Raw genomic sequence first — 26,193 nt, forward strand, 5'->3', positions numbered from 1 at the left:
CGGGCGATGTTGAAAGGCACTTGTTTATGCGGCGGCGTCGCCTACCGGGCCGAGGGGCCGGTGTCCCACGCCAGCCACTGCTACTGCACCATGTGCCAGAAGCAGCACGGCGCGGCGTCCGGCACCTACGCCAACGTCGGCATGGCCGGCTTCGCCTTCGAGCGCGGCGCCGACCTGGTGACCGAATACGCCTCGTCCGACCACGGCCGGCGCGGCTTTTGCCGGGTGTGCGGCTCGACCTTGTTCTGGCGCAGCACGCAAAGCCCGGACCGCATCGCCCTCACGCTGGGCACGATGGAGCCCGAATACGACGGCCCGGTGCAGCGCGAACTGCACACCGACACCAAGCCGCGCTGGCTGCCGACCAGGCAGGCCGACGCCGGTGATTAGCCGGAAAAAGCTACGCCACGTCGCCGCTGGCCTGCTCGCCTCATTCATCAGCCGCAACAACGACCTGGCGGGCTACTGGGCGCCCGGCCTGCTGTACCGCGAGTGCGGGGCCGACCTGTGCGTGCGATTGAACTTGCTTGCACCGGGCCCGGCCCCCTCGCCCCGCATCGCCACGGCCGCCGCCCGCCAGTACGGCGAATTCCTGCAACGCGCGCTGAGCAGGCACGGCCTGCACCTGGAACAGCTCGCACACGCCGAGATCGCGCTGCGTTTCGACGCGGACATCGCGCTGAACGATGTCGGACGCGGATGGATAGGCGAGCCCTTCGTTTGCACCGTCACGCTCACGGCGCAGGACGGCCGGGCGGCCCGTGCGCAAGGCATCAGACGCTGCGCGCGCTATGATCCCGGCAGGTTCACGGGGCGGGCGCACAGCGGCGGCCCGGCATTTGAACCGCTGCTGAACGGAGCCATTGGAGGGGACGACGACTGACCCCGCCATGGCTGATAGTCCCGCGCGGGTTTGCTAAAATGGCACTTTCCACTTTCGTCTGCCGGGAACTTCTGTGCTCACTGCAATTCATCATCCCGCCACCGGCGTTTCTGACCTGGCACCGCTCCGGCAAGCGCGCGCCGACGACATTCCGGCGATGTCGGCTATTCGCCTTGCCGTCAAGGAAAACGTTCTATCCGATCCGAGCCGTGTCACCGAGCAAATGTATCGGGACTATCTGGACCTGTTGGGACGCGGCTGGGTGGTCGAGGTCGACGGCAAGGTGGTGGGATTTTCCTACGCCGATAAGACTGACGCGTCGATCTGGGCGCTGTTTGTGGCGCAGGACTACGAAGGCAGGGGAATCGCGAAGCGCTTGTTGAATGCGGCGGTGGACTGGCTGTTCGCCCTGGGCCACGAAAGCGTTCATCTGAGCACCTCCAAAGATACGCGGGCCGACAAATTCTATACCAGCCAAGGATGGACCCGCAGCGTGTTGAACGACCGCGATGCGGGATTTCGCCTTACACGGAAGGCGACAACATTTGAAGGTAGCTGACGTCAGTGCCGTTATAGTGCCGGGTCGACCGACCGGCAACGGTGAATCCGCTTCGCTGATAAAACTGTCGCGCATTGAGATTGGACTCCGCCACATGCAGCGACAATCCTCGCGGCGCGCGCGCCAGCGCAGCGTTGAGCAAGGCGTGGCCCACGCCTCGTCCGCGCGCCTCGCCGTGCACGAATAACGCCCGCAACTGCCCGTCGAACATGGCGGCGAATCCCACCACCCTGTCATCTTCATAGACGATGACATCGGATTCGCGAAACGCCGCCAGGATGACGGCGTCCTCTTCCAGCGGAATAATTTCAATGACTTGGGCTTCGTATGCCAGCTCGTCGCGCTTGGCATTGGCGTAAATTCGGCCGACTTCGGCAAGATCCGCCTCATTAAACTGCCTGACGCGCATTGGCAACGGCCCGCCGGCATCCAACTCAGACAACGTTTGCCCGCCTTTTTCGCAGCCGCGCCATGTAAACCACCGCGCATCCGATCATCGGAAGCAGCGCGAAGAGCGCACCGACGCCGATAAAAAGCCAGCCGGCGGCGGCACCGCCGAATACGCAGAACACAAATAAAAACAGCATCTCCGGACTGCCAAGAAAAAGCAGGCCCCAGTTGTCACAATGGGCTGCGGACTTCTCAGAAACTCTCTTCATGGGACTCTCGCAGGTTGGTCGTCAAACTGAACATCAATACTTCGCATGCTGGCGTCGAGATCGGCATTCAACGATGAAAAAAACTAGCTAGCGCTTCCCATCATATCTTGTTTAGATTTCTATGGGCCAATATGTCTTTTTCCTCAGCCGTTATATTTGGTTAGAATTTCCAATAATCAATGCACGATCAAATTACATGGTTCTATTTTGATAGAATCTGGACTTTTAAACAGTGGATGGCTCGCCGCAGTTATATTTGGAGAGAATTCCAGGTTGAATATCTTCCAATAAGCAAGTTATGAAATTTTTAATTATTAATTGACAGCGTATTTTTTTCGCAATATTCTTGAGCTGTTTCAAATACGCTGCTTTCGAAGTGAGGTTGCCACTGGCGGTAATGCCTGTTACCCACAATACCCCCCCAAGTAAAAGGATCTGGATATGTTTCAGAAGCCATACAGAGATCGTCAAAAAGAGATTTCCATTATCTCGATTCCAGGTCTCGGCTGTAACAAGCCCGGAACATATCTCATGAAACTTGTCTTCATCTGGCCCTTAATAGGATGTTTTGCCGCGGCAGGGGCTGCGCAGCCGTCGGCGCCTTGGTTGTCGCCATTGTTTGCCCCGGCCCGCCTCTCACAGGACGTGCGCATTCTGGCCTCCGACGAATTCGAGGGGCGGGCTCCGTACACCGCTGCGGAAACCAAAACCGTCGATTACCTCGTTACGCAAATGCGCCGCGCAGGGCTGCAGCCTGGCGGTGACATCGATAACGGAAAACGCAGCTGGATTCAGCCCGTTCGGCTCGTTCGTAGCGAACACGTCAGCCCGCCCTCGGCGTCCATAACGATCGGTGGCGTGCAGCAAACTCTTAGTCAAGGGCAAGAGGTCGTTATCCGTGCCACGTTAAACGGCTCCAGCTCGGTCGACATCGATTCGGCGCCAGTGGTATTCATTGGCTATGGGGTCAGCGCGCCGGAGCGCAACTGGGACGATTTCAAAGGCGTGGACCTGCACGGTAAAGTCGCATTGGTGTTGATAAACGATCCAGACTTCGAAACCGGCGAAGGCGATTTCGGCGGCCGCGAGATGACTTATTATGGCCGCTGGACATATAAGTTCGAGGAAGCTCTCCGGCGTGGTGCTAGCGCCGTATTCATCATCCACGAGACGGCACCAGCTTCTTATGGATGGGAACTGGTGCGGAACACGGACACTCTTCCTTTATTCGACATCGAGCGCGACGACCCGGCATCGATCCATCCGCAGCTGGAAGGATGGATGCATAGAGATTCCGCAGTGACGCTGTTTGAGCGGGCTGGGCTTGACTTCGAGGTGCTCAAGCAGGTGGCCCGGACCAGGGAATTCCATCCAGTTGAGCTTGCGGACGCTCGATTCTCGACTAGCTATCAAGTCAATCTCTCCACCGTCACATCAAAAAATGTGGTGGGTAGGATAAACGGCCGCGTGCACCCCGAAGAGAGCGTTGTTTATGTCGCGCACTGGGATCATTTGGGTATCGGCAGCGATGACGCGCAAGGCGATCATGTCTTCAATGGCGCCTTCGATAACGCAACCGGCGTGGCCGGGCTACTTGAGCTCGGGCGCCGTTTTGCAAACGGCCCTTCTCCGCAGCGTTCGCTGATATTTTTAGCGGTCACATCCGAGGAAAAAGGATTGCTGGGTTCAGAATATTATGTTTCCAACCCCAGCCAGCCGCTATCAAAAACAGCAGGCGTTATTAATATCGATATTCTCGACCCCCATGGTCCGGCACGAAACTTTACTTCGGCAGGCAATCCAAAGCTGGATCTGCTCGACGATTTAAAAGTTACTGCAAAACATTGGGGCCTTTACTTCGCGCCCGATAAAAATTTGGCAGCGGGCCGGTTTTTCCGCTCTGATCATTTCTCGTTTGCTAAACGCGGAGTTCCAGCAGTGTGGTTCCAGTCGGGGAACGACTGGTACCACGGTGGCGCCACGGCAGGCGATGCCGAAATGGCCGATTTCTATGCGAATAGATACCATCAACGCGGGGACGAATGGTCGCCGGCTTGGTCATTCACCGGCATGGCCCGTGATGTTTCGATCCTCTATCAATTCGGCCTCGACCTGGCGAACTCGCGGCGATGGCCCAACTGGGGCGCGGACTCGGAGTTTCGCGCGGTCCGCGACCAAACGGCCGCAGAGCGCCCCTGACCAGGCATCTTTCTCCACCAATACCTATTGAAGTCTGCGATGTGACAACTTCGCTGTTGGCACGCGCACGGCCGGGGATACGCACGCCGATGGGCGTCGCATACCGCCTGATTCCGATGAAAACGCCATGGTTGTAATAATCTGAAAGGAGCCCTCGAAGTGACGCAATTGACTATTGACGAGCGCCAAAGTGCCCTCGGCGCGTATGAACGCGATGGATACACCGTTTTTCGAAATGTGATCGACGCCGAACTTATCGAGGAGGCGCAGGCGCACGTCGCGTGGCTGGGGAAGCGCTACCCCAACCTGCGACCGGAGCACTATCACCACCCGCTGGTGCGGGACGACGCGTTCTGGGTACGCCTGATAGCCGATTCCCGCTTGCTCGACATCGCGGAGCTGTTCGTCGGTCCGGACATTTCATGTTTTACCTCGCACTACGTTTGCAAGCCGCCGCTCGACGGCCATGCGGTGCTATGGCACCAGGATGGCGCGTATTGGGACCTGCGGCCGATGCGTGCTGTGACGCTTTGGCTGGCCATCGATCACAGCAACCCTGACAACGGCTGCGTCAGGATGCTGCCCGGGACGCATCGCGAAGCTATTCTGCCCCTTGAGGCGCGTCTCGAAAAGCCGAACATGCTCGCCTCGTCGCTGAACTTCGAGCGGTTCAAGGACATCACCCCGATCGACGTGGTGCTCAATCCGGGAGACGTGTCCGTCCATCATCCGCACATCGTACATGGCTCCGAGCCCAATCGATCGGCACACCGCCGCTGCGGCCTCGACATCGGCTACATGCCGGCCAGCGTCGGCATCCATAACGAAGCCCTTTACCAGACCCCGATCCTGGTGCGGGGAGACGCGCCGCGCGATCGTCAATACCAGCCGTGGCCCGAGGTTCGGCTTGGCGAGACGATCCATTTCCGCGGAGATGCGCAATGGAACAGGACGGCGGCCGAGAAGAATGCCCGATTCCAGCATCTGCAAAATTCAGAAGACGATCCCCTGACGGTCACTTCACGCATGATGGAGCGGCTGAATTCGGGAACGGTCAAGCCCGGCGCCAAGGTATAGGCGGGACCCGGGCAATCAACGCACCTATAGAGGTAACTGAATATGTCAGCACAGATCGAAGCCTCCAACACCGACCACCTCTGCGTTCATGAGTTGTTTGAGTTGCACGCCGCCAGGGCTCCGGAAGCAGATGCGGTAATCGAGGAAGCGCAGCACTGGAGTTACAAAGTGGTCAACGAGCGGGCCAACCGGCTTGCCCGCCACCTGCGCCAGCAGGGCGTCGGCCCCGACGTGCGGGTCGGTATTCTCATGTATCGCAGTGTCGACCTGGTGGTCGCCATCCTGGCCACCTGGAAGGCCGGCGGCGCCTATGTGCCGCTCGATCCGGGCTTGCCCGCCCAACGCCTGCGCACGATGCTGGAAACGTCGGTTCCGCCCGTGATATTGACACACGCCCCCGTGGTGGCCGAGGGCTTGCCCACGCCGGCGCGCGGCTTTCTTGACGAGCGCAAGACGGCGCTGATCGACATCGATGCCGGCGCCACCGCGTGGGCGGACGCGTCGCAGGACAATTTGCCGCGCGCCGAGAGCGGACTGATCGATCAGCATCTGGCCTATGTGATTTATACCTCCGGTTCCACCGGCCGGCCCAAGGGCGTGATGGTCGAACACCGCGGCCTGGTCAATCTGGTGCGCAATCAACTCCAAGGGTTCCGTATCGATCCGCAAAGCCGGGTTCTGCAGTTCGCGCCGTTCGGATTCGATGCGAGCGTGTCGGAACTCGGTATGGCGCTGGGTGGAGGCGCCGCGCTTTGTATCGCGCACCACGAGACCGTGCTGGTCGGCGTTTCACTGATCGAGGCGATCCGGCGCTTCGGGGTTACCCATCTGACCGCGCCCCCTTCGGTGTTGGGCGAGCTGCCGCGCGAAACACGATTCGATTCCCTGGTGACGCTGTCGCTGGCGGGCGAGGCGCCGGGCGACGCACTGGTGCGCCACTGGGCCAAACACCACCGGCTGTTGAATGGTTACGGACCGACCGAAGCCACGGTCTGTTCGTCCGTCCATGAGTACACCGTCGAGGGCGAACGCGCTGCGACCATCGGGCGCCCGCTGCAAAACACCCACATTTATATTCTCGACGAGCACGGACAGCCGGTGCCGACCGGGGGCACGGGCGAGATCCATATCGGTGGCAGGGGCGTGGCGCGCGGGTACGAGAACCGCCCGGACCTTACCGCGGAGCGCTTCGTGCCGAATCCGTTCACCTGCCTGCGCGGCGCGCGCATGTACAAGACCGGCGACCTGGCCCGTTATCAGGCCGACGGCAGCATCGAGTACATTGGACGCAACGATCGCCAGATCAAGTTGCGCGGCTTCCGCATTGAACTCGCGGAGATCGAAGCGGCCCTGCTGGAACATCCGAGGGTGCTGCAGGCCGCCGTGCTGGTGCGCCAACTGCGGCAAGGCGAGCAAGGACTGGTCGCGTACGTGGTCGAACACCGCGCAGGCGACGCGGTCGACCAGGACGGCACCTCGCTGGCGAAGCAACTGCGCCGGGATCTGGCCGAGGTTTTGCCCGATTACATGGTGCCGACGGCATACGTACAGCTCGAACGCATGCCGGTGAACGCGAACGGCAAGATCGACCGCGCCGGGCTGCCGGACCAGCTGCCGGCGAACGCTGCCTCGCACCGATACGAAACGCCCCAAGGCGCGGCCGAAGCCACGTTGGCGCAGATATGGGGGGACGTGCTCGGCATCGCGGACGTGGGGCGGCACGACAATTTCTTCGAGCTTGGTGGGAACTCGCTGCTGGCGGTAAGAGTCATCTATCGCATGCTGCAACATGGCTTGCACACGGACGTGAGAGGAATATATTTGCGGCCGACGATTGCCGCGCTCGCCCCGGCCATCGGTCATATGGCGGACGCGGTCCATGTTCCCGAGAATCGGATCGACCCGCGGGCGGACCGCATCACGCCGGAGATGTTGACGCTCGTCACGCTGACCGCCGCCGAGATCGAACGGCTAGTCTCCAGCGTCGCCGGCGGCGCCCGCAACGTCCAGGACATCTATCCGCTGGCGCCGCTGCAGCAGGGGCTGCTGTACCAGCATCGCATCTCCACCGCCGGTGATTCCTATCGTCTGTGGACCATGTACCGCTTTCAGAGCCGGGCGCAGGTGGCGTCTTACGTGGCGGCGCTGCAAGCCGTCGTCGACCGCCACGACATACTGCGCACAGCGGTGATGTGGGAACAGGTGCGGGAACCTGTGCAAGTGGTCTGGCGCAGCGCGCCCTTGTCGGTCGTCGAGCTCGAAATCGGCGCCGCCGGCGGTTCGGTGGCACAAGCGTTGGTGGAGCGCTTCAACCGCGGCGAGTTTCCCCTCAGCTTGCAGCATGCGCCACTGGTGCGTTTGATCGTCGCAGCGGAGCCCCTCACCGGCAGCGTTATCGTCATGGAGATCAGCCATCACATGATTATGGATCACGTCAGCCAGGGCCTGGTCCAGAACGAGTTGCGCGCGCGCTTGTTGAATCTTGACGAGCCGGCGCCTGCCGTGCCGTTCCGCGACTTCATCGTGCGCGCGCGGCATGGCGCTGCACGCGTCGAGCAGGAAGCCTTTTTCACCGCGCTACTCGGCGCCGTCAAAGAGCCGACGGCGCCTTTCGACATCTTGAACGTCCGTGACGATGGCGCCGCGATCGCGGAAGCGGAGCAAGAAATTGAGCCGCATTTCGCGGCAAGGCTGCGGCGCGCGGCGCAGGGAGCCGGCGTTAGCCCCGCAGCCCTGCACCACTTGGCCTGGGGATTGGTGCTGTCGCGGTTGACCGGTCGTGGCGAAGTGGTGTTCGGCACCGTGCTCGCGGGGCGTTCGCACGGCGGGGCCAAGGCCCAGCGGGTGATCGGCCTGTGCGCAAATACCTTGCCCATCCGTCTCACCGTGGATGGTCGATCCTGCCGCGACGCGGTCGGCTCCACGCACCAATTGCTGACCGAACTGATGGCGCATGAACAAGCGTCGCTGGCGCTGGCGCAGCGCTGCAGCGGCGTGGCGGCGCCGGCCCCTCTATTCACGACGATCCTCAACTATCGCTATAGAGAACCCGAGTTGGCCGGCCTTGGCGTGGCGCGGCAGCATGCCGTCACCGACGTTCTGCCTGGGGCGCAATGGCTCGGCGCTGTCGAGCGCACCAATTTTCCGTTCGCGGTCTCCGTCGACGACTGGGGCAGCCAGTTGCGGCTGAAAGTCCAGGTGGACGACCGGGTGGACCCGGCGAGAATGTGTACCTGGATGGCGGCGGCGCTGCAACGCCTGGTCGAAGCGCTCGAGACGGGTTCCGACACGTCCCTGCGGGGCGTGGACGTTATGCCCGAGGCGGAACGGCAGCTCTTGCTGACGACGTGGAACAAAACCAGCTCCCAGTTTGAGCGGGATGTCTGCCTCCACGAGCTGTTTGAGGCCAGCGCGGCCCGCAGCCCCGAGGCCCAGGCGCTGGTGCACAATGGCGAATCGCTTAGCTTCGGGCGGCTCAACGAACGCGCCAACCAACTTGCGGGCCACCTGCGCGAGCAGGGCGTCGGGCCGGAACGCCGAGTGGCCTTGTGTATGGAACGCGGCTTCGACATGGTGGTTGGCATGCTTGCCATCCTCAAGGCCGGCGGCTGCTACGTTCCGCTGGATCCGGCTTATCCGGCCGACCGCCTGGAATACATGTTGCGCGACGCCGAGCCCGCCGTGGTCATTACGCACCAGAAGGTACAAGACCGTGTCAGCACGCGCTTGTACAAAGTCGCCAAAGAACGCGCGTTGCCGCTGATCGATCTGGACACCGACAAAGCGCTCTGGGCTGACCGCGCCGGCGGGAATCATGCGCGCGGCACGACCGGCCTCGACGCCACGCACCTCGCCTACGTGATCTACACCTCGGGTTCGACCGGAGCGCCGAAGGGCATCGAGGTGGAACACCGCGGCGCGGCCCACTTCGTCCAGTGGGGCATGACCGAATTCGGCCCGGAGGACTTGCGGCAGACGCTCTTCTCCACCTCGGTCAACTTCGATCCGTCCGTGCTGGAGTGCTTCTCGGCGCTGGCGACAGGCGGCACCGCGATTATCGTCGGCGATGTGCTGTCGGGCGCCGGCGCCGGGCAGAAAGCCACGCTGCTCAATGCGGTGCCGTCGGCCATGCGGGCGCTGTTCGACGCCGGCGGCATTCCCGCGACGACCCGTACGGTCGTGCTTGGCGGCGAGGCTTTGCATCCGCCGCTGGTGGAGCGCGTCTTCCGAGAGAGCAATGCGGAACGGGTCTTCAATGCCTACGGGCCGACCGAGACGGGCTATTCCACCTATGCCGTGACGAAACGCGGCGAGGCGTTCACCGGGCATATCGGCCGGCCGCTCGGCCACACCCGACTCTATATTCTTGATGGCAATGGCAACCCGACGCCGATCGGCATCCCCGGAGAAATTTTCATCGGCGGGCACGGCGTGGCGCGAGGCTATCATCAGCGGCCGGCGTTGACCGCCGAGCGATTCGTGCCGGATATCTTCTCCGCCGAAGCCGGCGCCCGGATGTATAAAACCGGCGACTTGGCGCGCTATCGCGACGATGGCACGATCGAGTTCATCGGCCGCAGCGACTTCCAGGTCAAGCACCGCGGGTTCCGCATCGAGCTCGGCGAGATCGAGGCGAAGATACTCGAGCACCCGGCGATCGATCAGGCGGTAGTGCTCTTGCGCGAGGACCAGCCCGGCGACAACCGGCTCGTCGCCTACGTGGTAGGCAAGGCTGGCGCGGCGGCGGCGGACGGCGCATGGCCGGCCGATGTGCTGCGGTCGCACCTGTCCCACTTCCTGACCAACCACATGGTTCCGGCCGTGTACGTGGCGCTCGACAGCATGCCGACCACGCCGAACGGCAAACTCGACCGCGCCGCCCTGCCGCAGCCCGACGCCTTCGCGCGCAACCTGGAAACCTACGAGGCGCCCGTCGGCGGCACTGAGGCGCAGATCGCCGGTATCTGGATGGATTTGCTCAGCGTCGGCCGGGTCGGACGGCGTGACAACTTCTTCGAGCTCGGCGGCCACTCGCTGCTTGCCATGGTGGTCGCCGCAAGGCTGCGCAGCGGCATGGGGGTGGAAATCCCGCTCAGCGATCTGCTGGCGCACCCGGTCCTTTGCGACCTGGCGGCGGAGGTGGGAAGGGTCGCCCGATCTTTGCAGACGGCAAACGTTGCTTGATTTCAGCGCGCCGCGTCGCTTAAAAAAGTGCCCCCTCCTCCTGTTTTGGTGAGCGGGGCGGTTCTACAGACTGCCTCTCGAGAGAACACTTATGAAGACAATTATCTGGGATACCTCCTACTTTTGCCCGCTGCAGTGTGTGTATTGCTATTCCTCGTCAGGACCACATCGCCCGCAAACCGAAGCCGAGCAGACCCTCGCCGTCGCGCGGGCGATTGCCCGCGAACGCCCCGGTGCGGTGATGATCAGCGGCGGCGAGCCCACCTTCGCCAAAGGGATCCTCGAGGCAGGCAAGTTGCTGAAGGACGCTGGCATCGTCGCCTCGATATTCACCTCGGGCTGGGCGATGAACCCGACCCGGATCCGCTCGCTGTGCGAGGTGTTCGATCGGGTGCACGTCAGCATCGACGCCAGCGACCCGGAGGTCAATGACCGGGTGCGCAACCGGAAGGGCGCGCACGCCAACGCGATGGAAACGTTGCGTTTGCTCGGCGAGGAGCAGTCGCACAACAAGCGGCTGCGCTTCGGGGTCGAATGCACGGTGATCCGCGACAACCTCGATGGCATCGCCAGCTTTGTACGCGCCATGTCCACGGTACCGGGTCTGAGCTTCATCAACATCGTGGCCGCCGTCCCGAGCGGTCGCGGGGCGGACGCGCTACGGTGTGAAACGCAGTTGCTTAGCAGCGAGGAAGTGCGGCAACTATCGCAGTCGGTCAAAGGCGTGCAGAAGGAGGTTCCCCCCACGGTGATCCTGACGTTGAACGATACGGATTTCCTGCAAAGCGATGGCGAATCTTGTGTTCAGCTTGATCCAAAGGGCAATCTGCGCGCCATCAAGATTTGTGACAAGACCGTCGGCAATCTTATCGACGAGCCGCTCGATGTGCTCATCGCCCGCGCTCTGGAGTGGCGACAGAATTCAGGACTGGCGAAACAGTTGACGCAGGCGTCCAACTTCGTGGCTTGGGGCGACGTCGTGCGTCGGATCGATCAAGAGGCCGCGGCAATCGGCGGCGCGGCCATACCGGGCCATCACGGCGGCGATGCTGGACAGCCGCGGCTGCACGACTCTCACTAAGGACAAGCCAATATGGGATATTATCTGCACGATGATGTGAAGATCGAGCCGCTGGTCGGCCGTTGGTATGCGCATCCTTTTCTGATCGCGCCGGCCTCCGCCGCGTTCATGACCCGGCATCACATCCAGATCATGGAGTCGTTTGTGCAGCATCCGGAGTTGCACGCCGCCGCACTTCAGCAACCGTCCATGCGCGGCGGTCCATTTCTCGAAAGCTCCAACGGCGCGGATGATGTGGGCGAGATCCGCCGCCTGCTGGAATTCACGCGGCTGAGCCGCGCTGAATTGCTGCGCCTGGCCGCTGAAATCGACGACTTGCAGGGGATGTTGCGCGCAACCACCGGAGCTAGCCTGGACGGCACCTATCCCAAACTCGGGGCGGGCCTGGGCGGACGGGTGGAGCTTGCCTACGAGACGTCGGGCTTGCGCGGGCGCGCGCGGCTGATCGAGGCGTTGCTGTATGCGGCCTTTCCGCCGGAAACGCATCAGGAGTTCGCGCTGGCCAGGGTGGATTCCGACGCGCGCCCGTACGTGCTGAGCACTCCCCGCCTGGCCAGCGAGGGAGACCTGATCCTTCGTATGCCATTTGGCTCATCAGAAAGCGCGGCGCTGCTCGCCTCCCGCCAGCGGCCGTTGTCGGACGAGGATCTGGAGCGCTTTTTCCACATGCAGGGAACCGGCTCAAGCTGGACACGGGCGCAGATCAACGATCTGTTCCGCGCCAGTCCCGACCTGCCCAGCCGGCCCGCGGCGGACGATGGCCCGCGCATCGACTACTTCGGCCATGCCTGCGTGCTGATCCGCACCGGCCGGGCGAGCGTGCTGATCGATCCACTGGTCGGCTATAACGTCGCCGAGGGACCGGCGCGGAGCACTTGGCGCGATTTGCCGGCGCAGATCGATTGCGCACTGATCACGCACGCCCATCACGATCATTACGTGATCGAAACTTTGCTGCAGATCCGCGAGCGGACCAAGACGCTGGTTGTGCCGCGCAGCACCCCGGGAGCCATCCACGATCCCTCCCTCGAACTGGTATCCAGGCATCTGGGCTTCGGCGATGTGCTGGCGCCCAACCCGTTCGACGCGCTGGAGTTCGACGGGGTAAAGATCCAGACACTGCCGTTCCTGGGCGAACACGGCGAGCTGGACATCACCAGCAAGCTCGGATACCGTCTTGAGTTCGCGGGGCAATCGGTGGTCTTTCTTGCCGACAGCAACAATTTGGACACCCGGATGTACCAGCAGATCCGCGATCTCTACGGCCCGACCGATATCGCCTTTATCGGCCTGGAATGCCAGGGGGCGCCCATTTCGTGGACGTATGGACCTCTGCTGTTCGGCTCGGTGTCGCGCGAAATGGAGCCGGGACGAAGGACCGGCGGCTCCAACGCCGAGCGGGCCTTGCAGCTGGTGCGCGCGCTCGGGTGCAAGCGCGTGTTCATCTACGCCATGGCAATCGAGCCGTGGGCCGGACCGCTGGGCGGTTCTCCCATCGAAAAAGACTCGTATCAGGACATGGAGAACCAGGCGTTCATCCGCGATTGCCGGGCACTGGGCATCGAGGTGGAATTGTTGGATGGGTCAAAATCAATCGCGCTCGATGGCGAGCGGCGCATGCCGGCGGTCTAGCGCTGATAGAACAGTTAATAGGAGGAAGTTCAAATGAACATGAACGACGAAAAAGACGCCGTATCCTACGTTGTGGTGAAGAATGAGGAAGAGCAGTACGCCATCCTGCCGGAGCACCAGAGTGTGCCCGCGGGCTGGAAGGTTGCCGGGCCGAAGGGAGAGAAGCGCCACTGCCTCGACTACATCCAGGATAACTGGACGGACATGCGTCCCCTCAGTGTTCGCGCGCAAGGCGCTCAGCGCAGCGGATCTGCGCATCCACGCCAATGAGTAATAGATGAGCCACTCTTACACCATTCCCGTCATTCAAACAGATCGCCTCACGCTTCGCGAGTACCGGCCTGCCGACTTCGATGCATTTGCCGGGCACCTCGCAGACCCCGAAAGCGCGGCCCACATCGCTCTGGCCGATCGTGACACGGCGTGGCGGATCTTCAGCGGCCACGCCGGGCTATGGGTCTTGCATGGCGCGGGATGGTGGGCGGTCGAGATGCGGCAGACTGGCGAGCTGATTGGTAACGTGGGGGCATTCTTCCGCGAGACGTCGCCCGTGATGGAGGTCGGCTGGAACACCTATCGCGCGTTCTGGGGCCACGGATACGCAAGCGAGGCGGCGGCGGCGGCCTTGGACTTCGCGTTTGAGGTCAGGCGCGAACCGAAGATTCAAGCGCTCATCGATTCGGGCAATGAATCCTCGCTTCGTGTTGCTCAGCGCCTTGGTTTTGCTTACGAGTCCGAAACCGAAATCCACGGTAAAACGGTGGGCAGGTACTCCCGGCAGCGGGGGCGTTGAAGGCACCTGGCCGGGATTAAGCTGGTCACGGCGGCGGTTACGGGTTGATCACCAGATAATCGGCGTAAAGCAGGATCGGCGCCGGCCACTCGATGCTGACCCAGATGTCGACGGCGTTGGCCCTCGGCGCGACGTTGCGCACCGTGAAGCGGGCCGCCCCGATGAACTTGCCGTTGTCCGGTCCGCCGGCAACGCCCTCGCTTACCGCCACGAAGATCCGCGAACGGGGAGTGATCAGCGGCAGCCTGGGCGAGATGAGGGTCAGTATCACCTCGCCGTTGCGGGCGCCCCAGTTCTGCCGATACGTGTAACCGTATCCTTCCAGCACCTGTTGCCGCACCGTCCCCCCGGACAGCGGCACCACCGCCGCTTCGTCCAGCTCCTGCACGACCGTCGTGACGCCGGCCAGTATCGCCGAGGAAGCGGCCGCCGCCTGGTCCTGCGCGGACCGGGGCGCAGTGATCACTTCAGGTCCATTGCTATGAATAATCGACATCGTAGTTCTCCTTGGTACACCGTGGGTCGGGGTCGCCGCGCTCGACAGGCAAGACCGGCGACTTGGCCGGTCACAACGACCGGCGCCGTGAGCGCCGCCAACAAAGTCGGCCACTCACTCTCCTTATGCTAGCTGGTGCATATGGACGGTGTTTGTGGCGCCTCAATGTCGCAAGGGGCCTCAGGCGATATGGATTTTCGGTAATAAACAGCAATTTGCGCCCCATCCCCCCGCAGTCGTTTAAGATGCGTGTTTTAACTACGTAAACCGCCGCTCGGCCCCTATGCAAAACGTTATGCTTGTCGTGCTCGCCCTGTTCCTGGTCGCGCTCAATGGATTCTTTGTGGCGGCCGAATTCGGCATCGTCACGCTGCGCAAGACGCGCGTTCGCGCCATCGCCAAGACCCAGGGACTACGCGGACGCATCCTCGGCAAAGTGCACGGCCAGCTCGACGCCTACCTGTCGGCCTGCCAACTGGGCATCACGCTCGCCTCGCTGGGCCTGGGCTGGGTCGGCGAACCGGCCTTCGCCAGCCTGCTCGAGCCCTTCCTGGCCGCCATCGGCGTCGACTCGCCCAAACTGGTCCACAGCATCGCCTTCATCTTCGCGTTCGGCGTGATCTCGTTCCTGCACATCGTCGTCGGCGAACTGGCGCCGAAGTCGCTGGCGATCCGCATGCCGGAGGCGATCGGCCTGTGGTGCGCGCCGCTGTTGTACGCCTTCTACTGGGCCATGTATCCGTTCATCTGGGTGCTCAACGGCAGCGCCAACATGGTGCTGCGCCTGGCCGGCCTGTCCGGCAAGGGCGGCCACGAGAGCCACTATTCGGTCGAGGAATTGAAGATGATCCTGCGCACCAGCCAGCCTGGTGAGAAATACAACAAGGACGAACGCAACATCCTGGCCCATTCGCTCGATTTCAGCGATCTGGCCGTGTCGGACCTGATGCGCCCGATCAACGAGGTGATCAGCCTGCACGCGAGCCGCTCGCTGGCCGACAACCTGCAAACCATGCTGCGCAACCGCTTCAGCCGCTATCCGTACTACGACAAGGACGGCGAGACGGTGCTGGGCGTGGTGCACCTGAAGGATTTGTTCTTCGCCCAGCAGTCGGGCAAGCCGATCACCGACCTGGCGCCGTTCCTGCGGCCGGTGGAGACGATCTCGGCGCGCACGCCGGCGCTCGAGCAGTTCCGCCGCTTCCGCGACGGCGCGCCGCACTTCGCGCTGATCGGCGAGAAAGGCAAGCGTCCGCTGGGCTTCATCACGCTCGACAACCTGCTTGGCGCGATGGTCGGCGAGATCCACGACGAGTTCCGCCTCAACGAGAACGACTGGCTCAAGCAGCCCGACGGCACGCTGATCGGCAAGGCCAGCCTGCCGATCTTCTCGCTCGAGCGCACCCTGGGCATCGATATCGAGAACGAGGAACTGGGCATGGACGAGGTCGAGTCGGTCGGCGGCCTGATCATGCTGAAACTGGGCGACATTCCGAAGCAGGGGCAGCGCATCAGCTTCCGCCACTTCGATATCGTCGCCAAGAAGATGAACGGCCCGCGCATCCTGCTGGTCAAGGTCATTCCGAAGGATGACACCGAGGACAATGCCGACCTGGATTAAGGGATGGTTGGGTTGGGCGCAGTTGACGAGTCAGTGGGCCGCGCAGGTTCGGTTCTTATCGGACTCTGGCTGATGGTCGAACCGCCTACGCCAGCCTTCTTCTCGGCGTTCTGCTGAAGCTGCACGCTGAACCTGTAGCCAAGTAAAACAGCGCCAGGCTGCCGATCGCCGAACGTTTTACAAAACTCAACCTTTTGCCGTTTGTAGGCGATGTACGCGAATGCGCCGGCCGCATCATTCGGATCGGCAGTCAAGCGCTGAAAAACCGAGGCGTCAGTCACTGCGGAGGCCCTATTTTCCTGAACGGACAGTCATCTGCGCGATGCGATATGCCTCGTTCATCTTCTCGCGGGAAACTCCTTTTTCACGCATAAGCTTCGCGACAATCGGCGATGTCGGCGTGTATGAAGAATTAGTAGAGGCCGGCGAAGCTGAATAACGGGCCATTCGCGCGCTAATGGCGGCCAGGTCGTCAGACGAAAAGAAATTTTTCCCGCTCATATCTTCCCCCTGTGTACTATAGCTTTACGCGGTTAGCGAGCAGCGACGAACAAAATTATATACCCGGGATTTTGAGCACACCCGCCAAACGCGCGAGCGGGGATTGAGGCAAAACAAATAGCTTTCAATTTGCCAGAGAGGCTAGCGACTGCTAGTCTTGCCCTGTTGTCGAACCATTTGGAGAGGCCGTGAAGACTTACCATGGAAGCTGCCATTGCGGTACCGTGCGCTTTGAAGCGGACATCGATTTGAGCCAGGGTACCTTGCGCTGCAACTGCTCGATCTGCACCAAGGTACGGTTCTGGCCGGCCATCGTCCAACCGGCGGCGTTCCGGCTCATCTCGGGCGAGGCTGACCTTACCAACTACCAGTTCCTGACCAAGCGGGACAAGCACCTGTTTTGCCGCCATTGCGGCGTGCGCTCGTTTGGTATCGGCAATTCGCCGCGCTGGGGCGAGTTCTATGCCGTCAACGTGACCTGCCTCGACGACGTCACCAGCGAGGAGCTGATCGACGCGCCTATCACCTATCTGGACGGCCGCAACGATAATTGGGAAACCCCGCCGGACGAGGTGAGGCACTTGTAGCCCAACGCCGCATCAAACCGGCTGACCGGTCCAGTTGCGCAGCAGCCCCAGCCCCACCGCCAGCAACGTCGGTCCGATGAACAGGCCGACGAAGCCGAACGCCAGCACCCCGCCCATCACGCCCAGCAGCACCAGGATGAACGGCAGGCTGCTGCCGCGGCTGATCAGCAAAGGCTTGACGACGTTGTCGACGCCGCTGATCAGGAACACGCCCCAGACCAGCATGAACACGCCCCACGCGACGCGGCCCTCGTTGAACAGCCACAGCGCGGCGCCGCCCCAGATCAGCGGCGGTCCCACGGGAATCAGCGAGAACAGGAAGGTCGCCACCGACAGCAGCGCCACGGCCGGCACGCCGGCGATCAAAAAGCCGATCGCCGCCACCACCGACTGCGCCAGCGCCGTGCCCAGCAGGCCGTACATGACGCCGCGCACGGTGCGGCTGACGGTGTCGGCGACGGACAGGCTTTGCTCCGCCCCGATCAATTTGTTCAGGGCGTTCGACAGCGCCACGACGATGTACTGGCCGTCGCGGTACAGGAAGAAGCTGACGAACACGGCCAGGCTGACCTGCGCCACGCCGCTGCCCAGCACCATGCCGCTGCCGAGCAGGAAGTGGCGCGCCGGCTCCAGCATGCCCTTGGCGGTGTTGACCAGCTCCTCGCGGCTGCCCAGCAGCTTGCGCAGATAGGTGTCGATGATCTCGCCGACCACCGGGATATCCTTGAGCCAGACGGGCGGCGACAAGCTCCCGGTGTCGAGGTCGCCCTTGACGTGGTCGTAGAATTCGGAGGCGTTGTCGGCGATGTTCCAGGTGACCAGGGTCAGCGGCACAACGATCAGCAAGGTCAGGCCGACGCTCATGATGATGGCGGCCAGCCAGCGCCGCCCCTTCACGCGCTCAAGCAGGCGCAGATACAGCGGCCAGCTGGAGATGGCGATGGCGCAGGCGAACAGGATCGCGGCCAGGAACGGCCGCAGCACGAACAGGCAGCCGATCACCAGCAGGATGATGGCGGCGAGGCGGGTAAAAGGCTGAAAGCGCTGTCCCATGCCGTCCCCGCTCAGGACAGCAATTGTTTGATGTCGTGGACGATCGGCGCCGGGCCCTGGCCGTGGCGCACCAGCAGGCGCACCTTGCCGTTGCGGTCGAAGATATAGCTGGCGGCGGTGTGGTCGATCGAATAGCTGCCCGGCGTCTTGCCCTCCACCTTGGAGTAGAACACCTTGAATTCCTTGGCGACGGCGGCGGTCTGCGCGGGCGTGCCGTACAGGCCGAGGAAGCGCTGGTCGAACGCCGGCACATACTGCGACAGCAGCTCTTTCGTGTCGCGCTCGGGATCGACGGTGACGAACAGCACCTGCACCTGGTCGGCCTGCGGCCCCAGTTCCTTCATCACGGCCGACATTTCGGCCATCGTCGTCGGGCACACGTCCGGGCACTGGGTGAAGCCGAAGAACATCACCACCACCTTGCCCTTGAAGTCGGCCAGCGTGCGCGGCTTGCCGGTGTGGTCGGTCAGCGCGAAGTCGCGCGCGAAGGTGGCGCCGGTGATGTCGACGCTCTGGAACGTCGGCGCCGCCGCGGGTTTCTCGCCGCAGCCGGCCAACAGCATGGAGACGGCCAGCAGGCCCAGGGCGAGGATTTTTTTCATAGTTTGAGGTAGTGATCCACCAGCAGCGCCGCGAACAGCAGCGACAGATAAATGATCGACCACGTGAACGCCTTGCGGGCCACCAGGTCGGTGTAATGACGGTAGATTTTCCACGCGTGGCGCAGGAACACGGCGTTGAGGATCACCGCGCTGACCAGGTAAATCAGCCCGCTCATCTGCACCGCGAACGGCAGCAAGGTGGTGGCCGCCAGCGCGATCGAATACAGCCAGACGTGGAACTGCGTGAATTGCATGCCGTGCGTGACGGGCAGCATCGGCAGGCCGGACTTGGCGTAGTCGTCGCGGCGGTACAGCGCCAGCGCCCAGAAGTGCGGCGGCGTCCAGACGAAGATGATCAATACCAGCAGCCACGCCTCCATCGGCACCTCGTTGGCGATCGCGGCCCAGCCCAGCGCCGGCGGCATGGCGCCGGACAGGCCGCCGATGACGATGTTCTGCGGCGTCGACGGCTTCAGGATCATCGTGTAGATGATGGCGTAGCCGATGAAGGTGACAAAGGTCAGCCACATCGTCAGCGGATTGACCATGGTGTACAGGATCCACATGCCGGCGCCGCCGATGACGGCGGCGAACACCACGGTCTGCATGACGGTGATGTCGCCCAGCGCCATCGGCCGGCGCGCGGTGCGGGCCATGCGGGCGTCGATTTCGCGCTCGGCCAGGCAGTTGACGGCGAAGGCGGCGCCGGTCAGCAGCCAGATGCCGATGGTGGCGGCGACCACGACGCGCCAATCCGGCAAGCCCTCGGTGGCGAGGAACATGCCGATGACGGCGCAGAACACCGCCATCTGGGTGACGCGCGGCTTGGTCAGCGCCCAATATTGCGAGGCGCGGCTGGGTGGTTTGGCGATTGCGGTGTGAGTGGTCATTAGGGCTGCTTATCGTTGCCTGACCGGCAAGATCTGCGGAAAAGCCGAGCCTGAAGCTGCTTTTTTGGCAAGATCGTACTGGTACTTAGCCTTGTAGTTTAACATGGTAAGCAGCAGGACCAGCATGGCCGCCCCGGCGTTGTGCAGCACCGCGATGGTCAGCGGGAAGCTTAGATAGATGGTAGCGATGCCGCTGGCGATCTGCGCCGCCAGCACGATGGCGATGCCGCGCGCCGTCTTGTGCAGCGCCGGATGCTCCCACGCGCGCCAGGCCGTGTAGCCGGCCACCAGCGCGACGATCAAGCCCATGTTACGGTGCACCCAATGGATCGCCGTCAACGCCGAAAACGGCAGGTAGTGGCCGGCGGCGGTCTTGCCCAGCTCGCGCCACAGGGTGAAACCGTGCTCGAAATCCATCTCCGGCACCAGCTTGCCGCCGCACAGCGGGAAATCGGTGCAGGCCAGGGTCGCGTAGTTGGTGCTGACCCAGCCACCGAGCGCGATCTGCACCAGCAGAATGAGCGCCGAGGCGGCGGCCAGCAGGCGGATGTTGCGCATCGCCGGCGGCGACGCCGTCACCGTGCGCACAGGCGAAATCAACTGGTCCTGGCGGCCGCCGTACCACACCAGCAGCGACAGCAGCCCCATGCCCAGCAGCAAATGGGTGGTGACGATCACCGGCTGCAGCTTCAAGGTGACGGTCCACGCGCCGAACGCGCCCTGCAGGCAAACGAAGAAGAACAGCAAGGTCGGCATGCCGGGCGCGTACTCGGGCCGCGTGCCCTTCGACTTGCGCCACTGGTACCACGCCTGCCCCATCATCGCCACGATCAGCACGCCGATCGCCATCGCCAGGTAGCGGTGGATCATCTCGATCCAGGCCTTGACCACGGTCACCGGGCCGGTCGGGCGCAGCGCCTCCTCGGCCACGATCTGGGCGTGCGCCAGGAAGGGATTGGCGGCGCCGTAGCAGCCCGGCCAGTCCGGGCAGCCCAGGCCGGAATCGGTCAGGCGCGTGAAGGCGCCGAACACGATCAGGTCGAACGTCAGGAACACGCTGACCCACACCAGCTTGCGGTACTTGCTGGCGTCGGACGAGGTATAGACCAGCGACAGCGGCAGCAGCGCCACCAGTAGCGCCGTGACGGCCATTTGGGCGAGGGTGAGATGCATGGCGTTTATCCGATCCCCGAGGCTTTGAGCAGTTTGGCCAGATCCTTGTGCACCTTGCGCACTTTTTCGGTGTCGCTGGAGACCGCGCCTTTCGGGAAGCGCATCATCAGGTTGCCCAGCGGATCGATCAGATAGACGTGGTCGGACACCTTGTCGGCGCCGGCACCTGCGCCCTGCTCCAGCGGCAGCCATTTGTCGATGACGGCGGCCGGCGCGCGCAGCATGCGGGTGCCGTCGTTGACGCGCATCAGCACCGTATCGAGCGGCTCGTTATCGGTGATCATCCACACGCGCTCGACGCGCTCCATCTCCTTGCCCTGCATCTTGCGCAGCTGGCGCATCGCGAACAGCTGGTCCTGGCACTCCTGCAGGCACTCGGACGGGCCGACCTTGAGCATGATCCACTTGCCCTTGTAGTTGTCCAAGGTGGCCGGTTTGCCGTCGAGCGTGGTGCTGGCCATCGGCGGAATCGGGTACAGGCGCGGATCGATCAAGGTGCCGTAGTTGGTCACGCCGCCCTTGGGCTTGACGACGTAGTACATGAAATACGAAGCGATCAGCGGCGCGGCGCACACGGCCAGCACGGCCATCAGCTTCCAGCGGCCACGGGAGTTGGGACTATTTACCTGGTTTTGCACGTCTGAATCCGTTCACAACAAAGAAGACAACGGCCATCGCCGCCAGCGCGTACCACTGGAAGGCATAGCCCTGATGTTTTTCGACGCTCATCGCCGGCAGCGTCCAATCGCGCGCCATGCGGGCATCGTCGCCGCCCGGCCTGGCCGGCGCGGTCTGCTGCAGCACGAACGGCTGCATCGTCAGCCCGCTCTGGGCGGCCACCTGCAGCGGGTCGGCGTTCTGCACGATGGCGTTCGGCGCCAGCGGCGGCGCCGTGCCCAGTTGCATCACATGGCCGAGATTGAGGCGCGCCACGCCCTCGAGCGTGACCTCGCCGGGCGGCGTCGCATAGGCCGGCAACTTGTCGTGCTGGGCCGAATCGCGCGGCAGCCAGCCGCGCTGCACCAGCACATGCATGTTCGATCCGGCGATTTTAAACGGCATCAGCACATAAAACCCGGAGCGGCCCTGGTAGGGGCGGTTATCCAAGTACAACGGCCAGTTGGCGACGAACTGGCCGGTGGCGGTCACGCGGCGAAACTCGACGGCGCCGGCGTCGAGCGGCGCGCCGGTCAAGGTCAGCGGCCCGGCGGCGTTACCTTGAGCAAGTTTATCCTGAGCGGAGATTTTTTGCGCGGCGCGGCGCTCCTGCCAGTTGCCCAGCTGAATGCCGAGCGTCACCACCAGCACGGTGGCCACGAACGGGATCAATTTAAAACGGAAGCTAATAGGCATTACAATGGAGCCTCAATCATTACACCGCCCGGTCCTGTCATGAAAATTGCTGTCGCCATCGCGTTCATCCTGATACTGGGCAGCCTGGGATCGGCATTATTCTTCCTGATGCGCGACAAAGGCAAAAGCAACAACACGGTCAACGCGCTCGCGCTGCGGGTGGGCCTATCGATCGCGCTGTTCCTGCTGATACTACTCTTCTACAAGCTCGGCTACATCCACCCCACCGGCATCCGCACCTAAGCCGAGAGGCAACTCCGGCAACTCCGGGGTCAGGTCCACCATTTCTACACGAGCCCAGCCTTAACAGCACTTTTTTACCGATTACAGCCCCGTCCGTGTAGAAATGGTGGACCTGACCCCGGATGAAAAATAGCCGCATCGAGTGACCTCGTCTGCGGCTTTTTTCCGCCGCGACAGGCTCGTCGCGGCATTATAACGCTGCGCCTTTATAGCCAGTACACGACAACGTACAAACCGAGCCAGACCACGTCGACAAAGTGCCAGTACCAGGCCGCGCCTTCGAACGCGAAGTGGTGGTCCGGCGTGAAATGCCCCCTCAGCACGCGGTACAGCACCACCGACAGCATGATCGCGCCCATCGTCACGTGGAAGCCGTGGAAACCGGTCAGCATGAAGAACGTCGAGCCGTAGATGCCCGAGGTCAGCTTCAGGTTCAGTTCCGAGTAGGCGTGCATGTATTCGTAGGCCTGGAAGCCCATGAAGGTCGCGCCCAGCAGGATCGTGGCGAACAGCCAGATCGCCGTCTGCGCCCGGTGCCCGGCGCGCAACGCGTGGTGCGAAATCGTCAACGTCAGGCCCGACGTCAGCAGCAACGCGGTGTTGATCGTCGGAATCGGGAACGGGCCCATCGTCTTGAACGTTTCGACCGTGCCGGCCGGGCCGATGTTGCCCCAGTGCGCGGCGAAGTCCGGCCAGATGAACTTGTGGTCGAGGTCGCCCAGCCACGGCATCGTGATCGTGCGCGCGTAGAACAGCGCACCGAAGAAGGCGCCGAAGAACATCACTTCCGAGAAGATGAACCAGGCCATCGACCAGCGGTACGAGTAGTCGATGCGCTGGCTGTACTGGCCGCTTTCGGATTCCTTGATGGCGTCGCCGAACCAGAAATACAGCACGCTGATGATCGCGGCGATGCCGAGCAGGTTGAGCGGCATGCCCCAGGACACGTCGTTCACCCAGCCCGAGGCGCCCACCATCGTCACCAGCAGCGAGATGCCGGCCAGCAGCGGCCACCTGGACGGACCCGGCACGAAGTAATACGGTGCCGTGGTGTTATGCGAACCTACCTGTGAACTCATCTTCATCTCCCTAATTCATTTATTCGAGGATGCTACGTTTACTTTGATACGACTAATTTAACGATCGTGATCAGCAAGCCGATAAAGACGGCCACGCCGATCAGCGCGGCGATGACGATGTGCAGCGGATTCAGCTTGGCCGAATCGGTATCGAAATCGCTTTTCCTGCGCAGGCCGAAAAACGACCAGAACACCGCCTTCAACGAGTACAGGAACGAGGCCTTTTTATCGGACTGCATGCTTGCTGCCCTCGTTGACCGCGGTCTTGTCCATGCCGCCCACCTCGAAGAAGGTGTACGACAAGGTGATCGTCTTGACTTCCTTCGGCAGCGCCGGGTCGATGAAGAACACCACCGGCATCTGGCGCGCCTCGTTCGGCTTGAGCGTCTGTTGCTTGAAGCAGAAGCATTCGACCTTTTTAAAGTGCTGCATCGCGTTTTGCGGCGCGTAGCTTGGAATCGCCTGCGCCGCGACGTCGCGCTTCTGGGTGTTGACCACCTCGTACATCACCGTGGCCAGTTCGCCCGGGTGCACCGTCATGTTGGTCACCGTCGGGCGGAAGCGGTACGGCCCCTGCGCGTTGGCGTCGAACTCGATGACGATGTTGCGCGTCTTGTCGACCTGCGTGTTCTTGTCCAACTCGACCGTGCCGTCCTTCTGCGTCAGCACGTTCAGCCCCAGCGCTTCGCAGATCTGGCGGTAGAACGGGTTGAGCGCGTAGGCGAAGCCGAACATCACCACCGCGATGACGATCAGCTTGCGCAACAGCGTGCGGTTCAAACCGCTGGTTTCGTTGTCTCGACTCACATCACCCCGCACGCATCAGCTCAGCCATATCCGTTTGACGAACACGGACAGGAAAAAAAACAGCGCCAGGCCGGCCAAGATCAGGCCGGTCCTCAGATTGTTCGGCTTCTTTTGCCCGGACATGGTCACTTGAACTGCGGCGGGGTTTCAAAGGTGTGGAACGGCGCCGGCGACGGCACGGTCCACTCCAGGCCCTCGGCGCCATCCCATGGCTTGGCTTCGGCCTTCTTGCCGCCGCGAATGGTCGGCAGCACCACGCCGAACAGGAAGAACACCTGCGACAGCCCGAAACCGAAGGCGCCGATGGTGGCGATCATGTTGTAGTCGGTGAACTGCGCCGAGTAGTCGACATAGCGGCGCGGCATGCCGGCCAGTCCCAGGAAGTGCATCGGGAAGAAGGTGATGTTGAAGGTGATCAGCGACAGCCAGAAGTGCGCCTTGCCCATCGTCTCGTTGTACATGTGGCCGGTCCACTTCGGCGACCAGTAGTAGAAGCCGGCGAACAGCGCGAACAGCGAGCCGGCCACCAGCACGTAGTGGAAGTGCGCCACCACGTAATAGGTGTCCTGCAGCTGGATGTCGATCGGCGTCACGGCCAGGATCAGGCCGGTGAAGCCGCCGATCGTGAACACGAAGATGAAGCCGACCGCGAACAGCATCGGCGTCTCGAAGGTCATCGAACCCTTCCACATGGTGGCGATCCAGTTGAACACTTTCACGCCGGTCGGCACCGCGATCAGCATGGTGGCGTACATGAAGAACAGCTGCGACGTCACCGGCATGCCGGTGGTGAACATGTGGTGGGCCCAGACGATGAACGACAGGATGGCGATCGACGCGGTGGCGTACACCATCGACGCGTAGCCGAACAGCTGCTTGCGGGCGAACGCCGGCAGGATCTGCGAGACGATGCCGAACGCCGGCAAGATCATGATGTACACCTCGGGGTGGCCGAAGAACCAGAAGATGTGCTGGTACATGACCGGGTCGCCGCCGGCGGCCGCGTTGAAGAAGGTGGTGCCGAAGTGGCGGTCGGTCAGCGTCATGGTGATGGCGCCGGCCAGCACGGGCATGACGGCGATCAGCAGGTAGGCGGTGATCAGCCAGGTCCAGCAGAACATCGGCATCTTCATCAGGGTCATGCCGGGCGCGCGCATGTTGAGGATGGTGACGATGATGTTAATCGAGCCCATGATCGACGACGCGCCCATCAGGTGCATCGCGAAGATGGCCATGTCCATGCCCGGCCCCATCTGGGTCGACAGCGGCGCGTACAGGGTCCAGCCGGCGGCGGTGGCGCCACCGGGCACCAGGAACGACGTCGCCAGCAGCAGCGCGGCCGGCGGCAGCAGCCAGAACGAGAAGTTGTTCATGCGCGCGAAGGCCATGTCGGAGGCGCCGATCTGCAGCGGGATCATCCAGTTGGCGAAGCCGACGAAGGCCGGCATGATGGCGCCGAACACCATCACCAGGCCGTGCATTGTGGTCAGCTGGTTGAAGAACTCGGGCTGGAAGAATTGCAGGCCGGGCTTGAACAGCTCGCTGCGTATCATCAGCGCCAGCACGCCGCCCGACAGCAGCATGACAAACGAGAACCACAGGTACAGGGTACCGATGTCCTTGTGGTTGGTGGCGAACAACCAGCGCGACAGCCCGTGCGGGTGGTCGTGAGCGTGATCGTGGTGTGCGTGATCCAAGGTGCTTGTGCTCATTTCTAACGC

Annotated in this window: 29 protein-coding genes; 13 read left to right on the plus strand and 16 right to left on the minus strand. The window is 62.6% G+C overall.

Annotation, left to right across the window (positions count from 1 at the left end; all coding sequences use genetic code 11):
• Positions 1 to 6 precede the first annotated feature (6 nt).
• The 3 genes from JOD97_RS25795 to JOD97_RS25805 all read left to right on the plus strand — a co-directional run bounded on the left by JOD97_RS25795 (position 7) and on the right by JOD97_RS25805 (position 1,442).
• Positions 7 to 390, plus strand: a complete 384-nt coding sequence (locus tag JOD97_RS25795) for a GFA family protein (RefSeq protein ID WP_209724923.1) — start codon at positions 7 to 9, stop codon at positions 388 to 390.
• A complete protein-coding gene (locus JOD97_RS25800) occupies positions 383 to 883 on the plus strand; it encodes a hypothetical protein (RefSeq protein ID WP_209724925.1) in 501 nt (166 codons plus the stop codon). Before JOD97_RS25795 ends, JOD97_RS25800 begins: the two co-directional genes overlap by 8 nt.
• A 73-nt stretch (positions 884 to 956) precedes the next feature.
• The gene (locus tag JOD97_RS25805; protein WP_373999941.1) at positions 957 to 1,442 is read left to right on the plus strand and encodes a GNAT family N-acetyltransferase; all 486 of its coding nucleotides are present in this window, start codon (positions 957 to 959) and stop codon (positions 1,440 to 1,442) included.
• Here the strand turns inward: JOD97_RS25805 and JOD97_RS25810 are convergent.
• Both JOD97_RS25810 and JOD97_RS25815 read right to left on the minus strand, forming a co-directional pair.
• Positions 1,408 to 1,884 (minus strand): GNAT family N-acetyltransferase, encoded by a 477-nt coding sequence (locus JOD97_RS25810; protein WP_209724927.1) that lies wholly within the window; start codon positions 1,882 to 1,884, stop codon positions 1,408 to 1,410. The genes JOD97_RS25805 and JOD97_RS25810 overlap by 35 nt on opposite strands.
• On the minus strand, positions 1,877 to 2,101 hold the full coding sequence (locus JOD97_RS25815) for a hypothetical protein (protein ID WP_209724929.1): 225 nt from the start codon (positions 2,099 to 2,101) through the stop codon (positions 1,877 to 1,879). The genes JOD97_RS25810 and JOD97_RS25815 overlap by 8 nt, the downstream gene beginning before the upstream one ends.
• Positions 2,102 to 2,542: 441 nt before the next feature.
• On the opposite strand from JOD97_RS25815, the gene JOD97_RS25820 reads away from it, so the two are divergent.
• The 7 genes from JOD97_RS25820 to JOD97_RS25850 all read left to right on the plus strand — a co-directional run bounded on the left by JOD97_RS25820 (position 2,543) and on the right by JOD97_RS25850 (position 14,067).
• Positions 2,543 to 4,300: a M28 family metallopeptidase gene (locus tag JOD97_RS25820; protein WP_229264726.1), complete on the plus strand. Its 1,758-nt coding sequence runs from the start codon at positions 2,543 to 2,545 to the stop codon at positions 4,298 to 4,300.
• 159 nt (positions 4,301 to 4,459) lie between these two features.
• On the plus strand, positions 4,460 to 5,377 hold the full coding sequence (locus JOD97_RS25825) for a phytanoyl-CoA dioxygenase family protein (protein WP_209724931.1): 918 nt from the start codon (positions 4,460 to 4,462) through the stop codon (positions 5,375 to 5,377).
• A 42-nt stretch (positions 5,378 to 5,419) separates the two neighbouring features.
• A complete protein-coding gene (locus tag JOD97_RS25830) occupies positions 5,420 to 10,561 on the plus strand; it encodes a non-ribosomal peptide synthetase (RefSeq protein WP_209724933.1) in 5,142 nt (1,713 codons plus the stop codon).
• A gap of 91 nt (positions 10,562 to 10,652) precedes the next feature.
• Positions 10,653 to 11,642 carry a radical SAM protein gene (locus tag JOD97_RS25835; RefSeq protein ID WP_209724935.1) on the plus strand — a complete coding sequence of 330 codons (990 nt, stop codon included), beginning with the start codon at positions 10,653 to 10,655 and terminating at the stop codon, positions 11,640 to 11,642.
• A 12-nt stretch (positions 11,643 to 11,654) separates the two neighbouring features.
• A complete protein-coding gene (locus JOD97_RS25840; protein WP_209724937.1) occupies positions 11,655 to 13,274 on the plus strand; it encodes an MBL fold metallo-hydrolase in 1,620 nt (539 codons plus the stop codon).
• 33 nt (positions 13,275 to 13,307) lie between these two features.
• The gene (locus tag JOD97_RS25845; protein ID WP_209724957.1) at positions 13,308 to 13,544 is read left to right on the plus strand and encodes an MbtH family NRPS accessory protein; all 237 of its coding nucleotides are present in this window, start codon (positions 13,308 to 13,310) and stop codon (positions 13,542 to 13,544) included.
• Positions 13,545 to 13,551: 7 nt separating this feature from the next.
• Positions 13,552 to 14,067 (plus strand): GNAT family N-acetyltransferase, encoded by a 516-nt coding sequence (locus JOD97_RS25850; RefSeq protein WP_209724959.1) that lies wholly within the window; start codon positions 13,552 to 13,554, stop codon positions 14,065 to 14,067.
• Positions 14,068 to 14,104: 37 nt separating this feature from the next.
• On the opposite strand, the gene JOD97_RS25855 is transcribed toward JOD97_RS25850, so the two are convergent.
• On the minus strand, positions 14,105 to 14,563 hold the full coding sequence (locus JOD97_RS25855) for a hypothetical protein (protein WP_209724962.1): 459 nt from the start codon (positions 14,561 to 14,563) through the stop codon (positions 14,105 to 14,107).
• A gap of 283 nt (positions 14,564 to 14,846) precedes the next feature.
• On the opposite strand from JOD97_RS25855, the gene JOD97_RS25860 reads away from it, so the two are divergent.
• Positions 14,847 to 16,184, plus strand: coding sequence for a hemolysin family protein (locus JOD97_RS25860; protein ID WP_209724964.1), 1,338 nt, complete (start codon positions 14,847 to 14,849; stop codon positions 16,182 to 16,184).
• On the opposite strand, the gene JOD97_RS25865 is transcribed toward JOD97_RS25860, so the two are convergent.
• A complete protein-coding gene (locus tag JOD97_RS25865; RefSeq protein WP_209724966.1) occupies positions 16,181 to 16,465 on the minus strand; it encodes a hypothetical protein in 285 nt (94 codons plus the stop codon). The genes JOD97_RS25860 and JOD97_RS25865 overlap by 4 nt on opposite strands.
• A 10-nt stretch (positions 16,466 to 16,475) precedes the next feature.
• The gene (locus JOD97_RS25870; RefSeq protein ID WP_209724968.1) at positions 16,476 to 16,685 is read right to left on the minus strand and encodes a hypothetical protein; all 210 of its coding nucleotides are present in this window, start codon (positions 16,683 to 16,685) and stop codon (positions 16,476 to 16,478) included.
• 188 nt (positions 16,686 to 16,873) lie between these two features.
• Between JOD97_RS25870 and JOD97_RS25875 the strand changes: the two genes are divergently transcribed.
• On the plus strand, positions 16,874 to 17,272 hold the full coding sequence (locus tag JOD97_RS25875) for a GFA family protein (protein WP_209724970.1): 399 nt from the start codon (positions 16,874 to 16,876) through the stop codon (positions 17,270 to 17,272).
• A 12-nt stretch (positions 17,273 to 17,284) separates the two neighbouring features.
• Here the strand turns inward: JOD97_RS25875 and JOD97_RS25880 are convergent, their stop codons facing one another.
• From JOD97_RS25880 to JOD97_RS25905, 6 genes are read right to left on the minus strand one after another with little or no spacing between them, the layout of a single operon-like run.
• Positions 17,285 to 18,325 carry an AI-2E family transporter gene (locus JOD97_RS25880; RefSeq protein ID WP_209724972.1) on the minus strand — a complete coding sequence of 347 codons (1,041 nt, stop codon included), beginning with the start codon at positions 18,323 to 18,325 and terminating at the stop codon, positions 17,285 to 17,287.
• Positions 18,326 to 18,336: 11 nt separating this feature from the next.
• A complete protein-coding gene (locus JOD97_RS25885) occupies positions 18,337 to 18,927 on the minus strand; it encodes an SCO family protein (RefSeq protein WP_209724974.1) in 591 nt (196 codons plus the stop codon).
• Positions 18,924 to 19,817, minus strand: coding sequence for a heme o synthase (gene cyoE / locus JOD97_RS25890; protein ID WP_209724976.1), 894 nt, complete (start codon positions 19,815 to 19,817; stop codon positions 18,924 to 18,926). Before cyoE ends, JOD97_RS25885 begins: the two co-directional genes overlap by 4 nt.
• A gap of 9 nt (positions 19,818 to 19,826) precedes the next feature.
• Positions 19,827 to 20,990 carry a heme A synthase gene (locus JOD97_RS25895; protein WP_229264727.1) on the minus strand — a complete coding sequence of 388 codons (1,164 nt, stop codon included), beginning with the start codon at positions 20,988 to 20,990 and terminating at the stop codon, positions 19,827 to 19,829.
• 5 nt (positions 20,991 to 20,995) lie between these two features.
• Positions 20,996 to 21,580: a cytochrome C oxidase subunit I gene (locus JOD97_RS25900; RefSeq protein WP_229264745.1), complete on the minus strand. Its 585-nt coding sequence runs from the start codon at positions 21,578 to 21,580 to the stop codon at positions 20,996 to 20,998.
• A gap of 28 nt (positions 21,581 to 21,608) precedes the next feature.
• Complete coding sequence (locus JOD97_RS25905) at positions 21,609 to 22,343, minus strand: SURF1 family protein (protein WP_209724979.1); 735 nt, start codon at positions 22,341 to 22,343, stop codon at positions 21,609 to 21,611.
• Between the two features lie 39 nt (positions 22,344 to 22,382).
• Between JOD97_RS25905 and JOD97_RS25910 the strand changes: the two genes are divergently transcribed.
• A complete protein-coding gene (locus JOD97_RS25910) occupies positions 22,383 to 22,586 on the plus strand; it encodes a twin transmembrane helix small protein (RefSeq protein ID WP_090316716.1) in 204 nt (67 codons plus the stop codon).
• A 206-nt stretch (positions 22,587 to 22,792) separates the two neighbouring features.
• On the opposite strand, the gene JOD97_RS25915 is transcribed toward JOD97_RS25910, so the two are convergent.
• The 5 genes from JOD97_RS25915 to ctaD are packed head-to-tail and all read right to left on the minus strand — an operon-like array spanning position 22,793 to position 26,184.
• The gene (locus tag JOD97_RS25915) at positions 22,793 to 23,671 is read right to left on the minus strand and encodes a cytochrome c oxidase subunit 3 (protein WP_373999943.1); all 879 of its coding nucleotides are present in this window, start codon (positions 23,669 to 23,671) and stop codon (positions 22,793 to 22,795) included.
• 32 nt (positions 23,672 to 23,703) lie between these two features.
• Positions 23,704 to 23,904: a DUF2970 domain-containing protein gene (locus JOD97_RS25920; RefSeq protein ID WP_209724983.1), complete on the minus strand. Its 201-nt coding sequence runs from the start codon at positions 23,902 to 23,904 to the stop codon at positions 23,704 to 23,706.
• On the minus strand, positions 23,891 to 24,472 hold the full coding sequence (locus JOD97_RS25925; protein WP_209724985.1) for a cytochrome c oxidase assembly protein: 582 nt from the start codon (positions 24,470 to 24,472) through the stop codon (positions 23,891 to 23,893). Before JOD97_RS25925 ends, JOD97_RS25920 begins: the two co-directional genes overlap by 14 nt.
• A 15-nt stretch (positions 24,473 to 24,487) precedes the next feature.
• A complete protein-coding gene (locus JOD97_RS25930) occupies positions 24,488 to 24,595 on the minus strand; it encodes a cytochrome oxidase small assembly protein (protein ID WP_209724987.1) in 108 nt (35 codons plus the stop codon).
• 2 nt (positions 24,596 to 24,597) lie between these two features.
• A complete protein-coding gene (ctaD, locus tag JOD97_RS25935) occupies positions 24,598 to 26,184 on the minus strand; it encodes a cytochrome c oxidase subunit I (RefSeq protein ID WP_209724989.1) in 1,587 nt (528 codons plus the stop codon).
• Between the last annotated feature and the right edge of the window lie 9 nt (positions 26,185 to 26,193).

The sequence above is a fragment of the Duganella sp. 1411 genome (assembly GCF_017833525.1).
Taxonomy (GTDB): domain Bacteria; phylum Pseudomonadota; class Gammaproteobacteria; order Burkholderiales; family Burkholderiaceae_D; genus Rugamonas.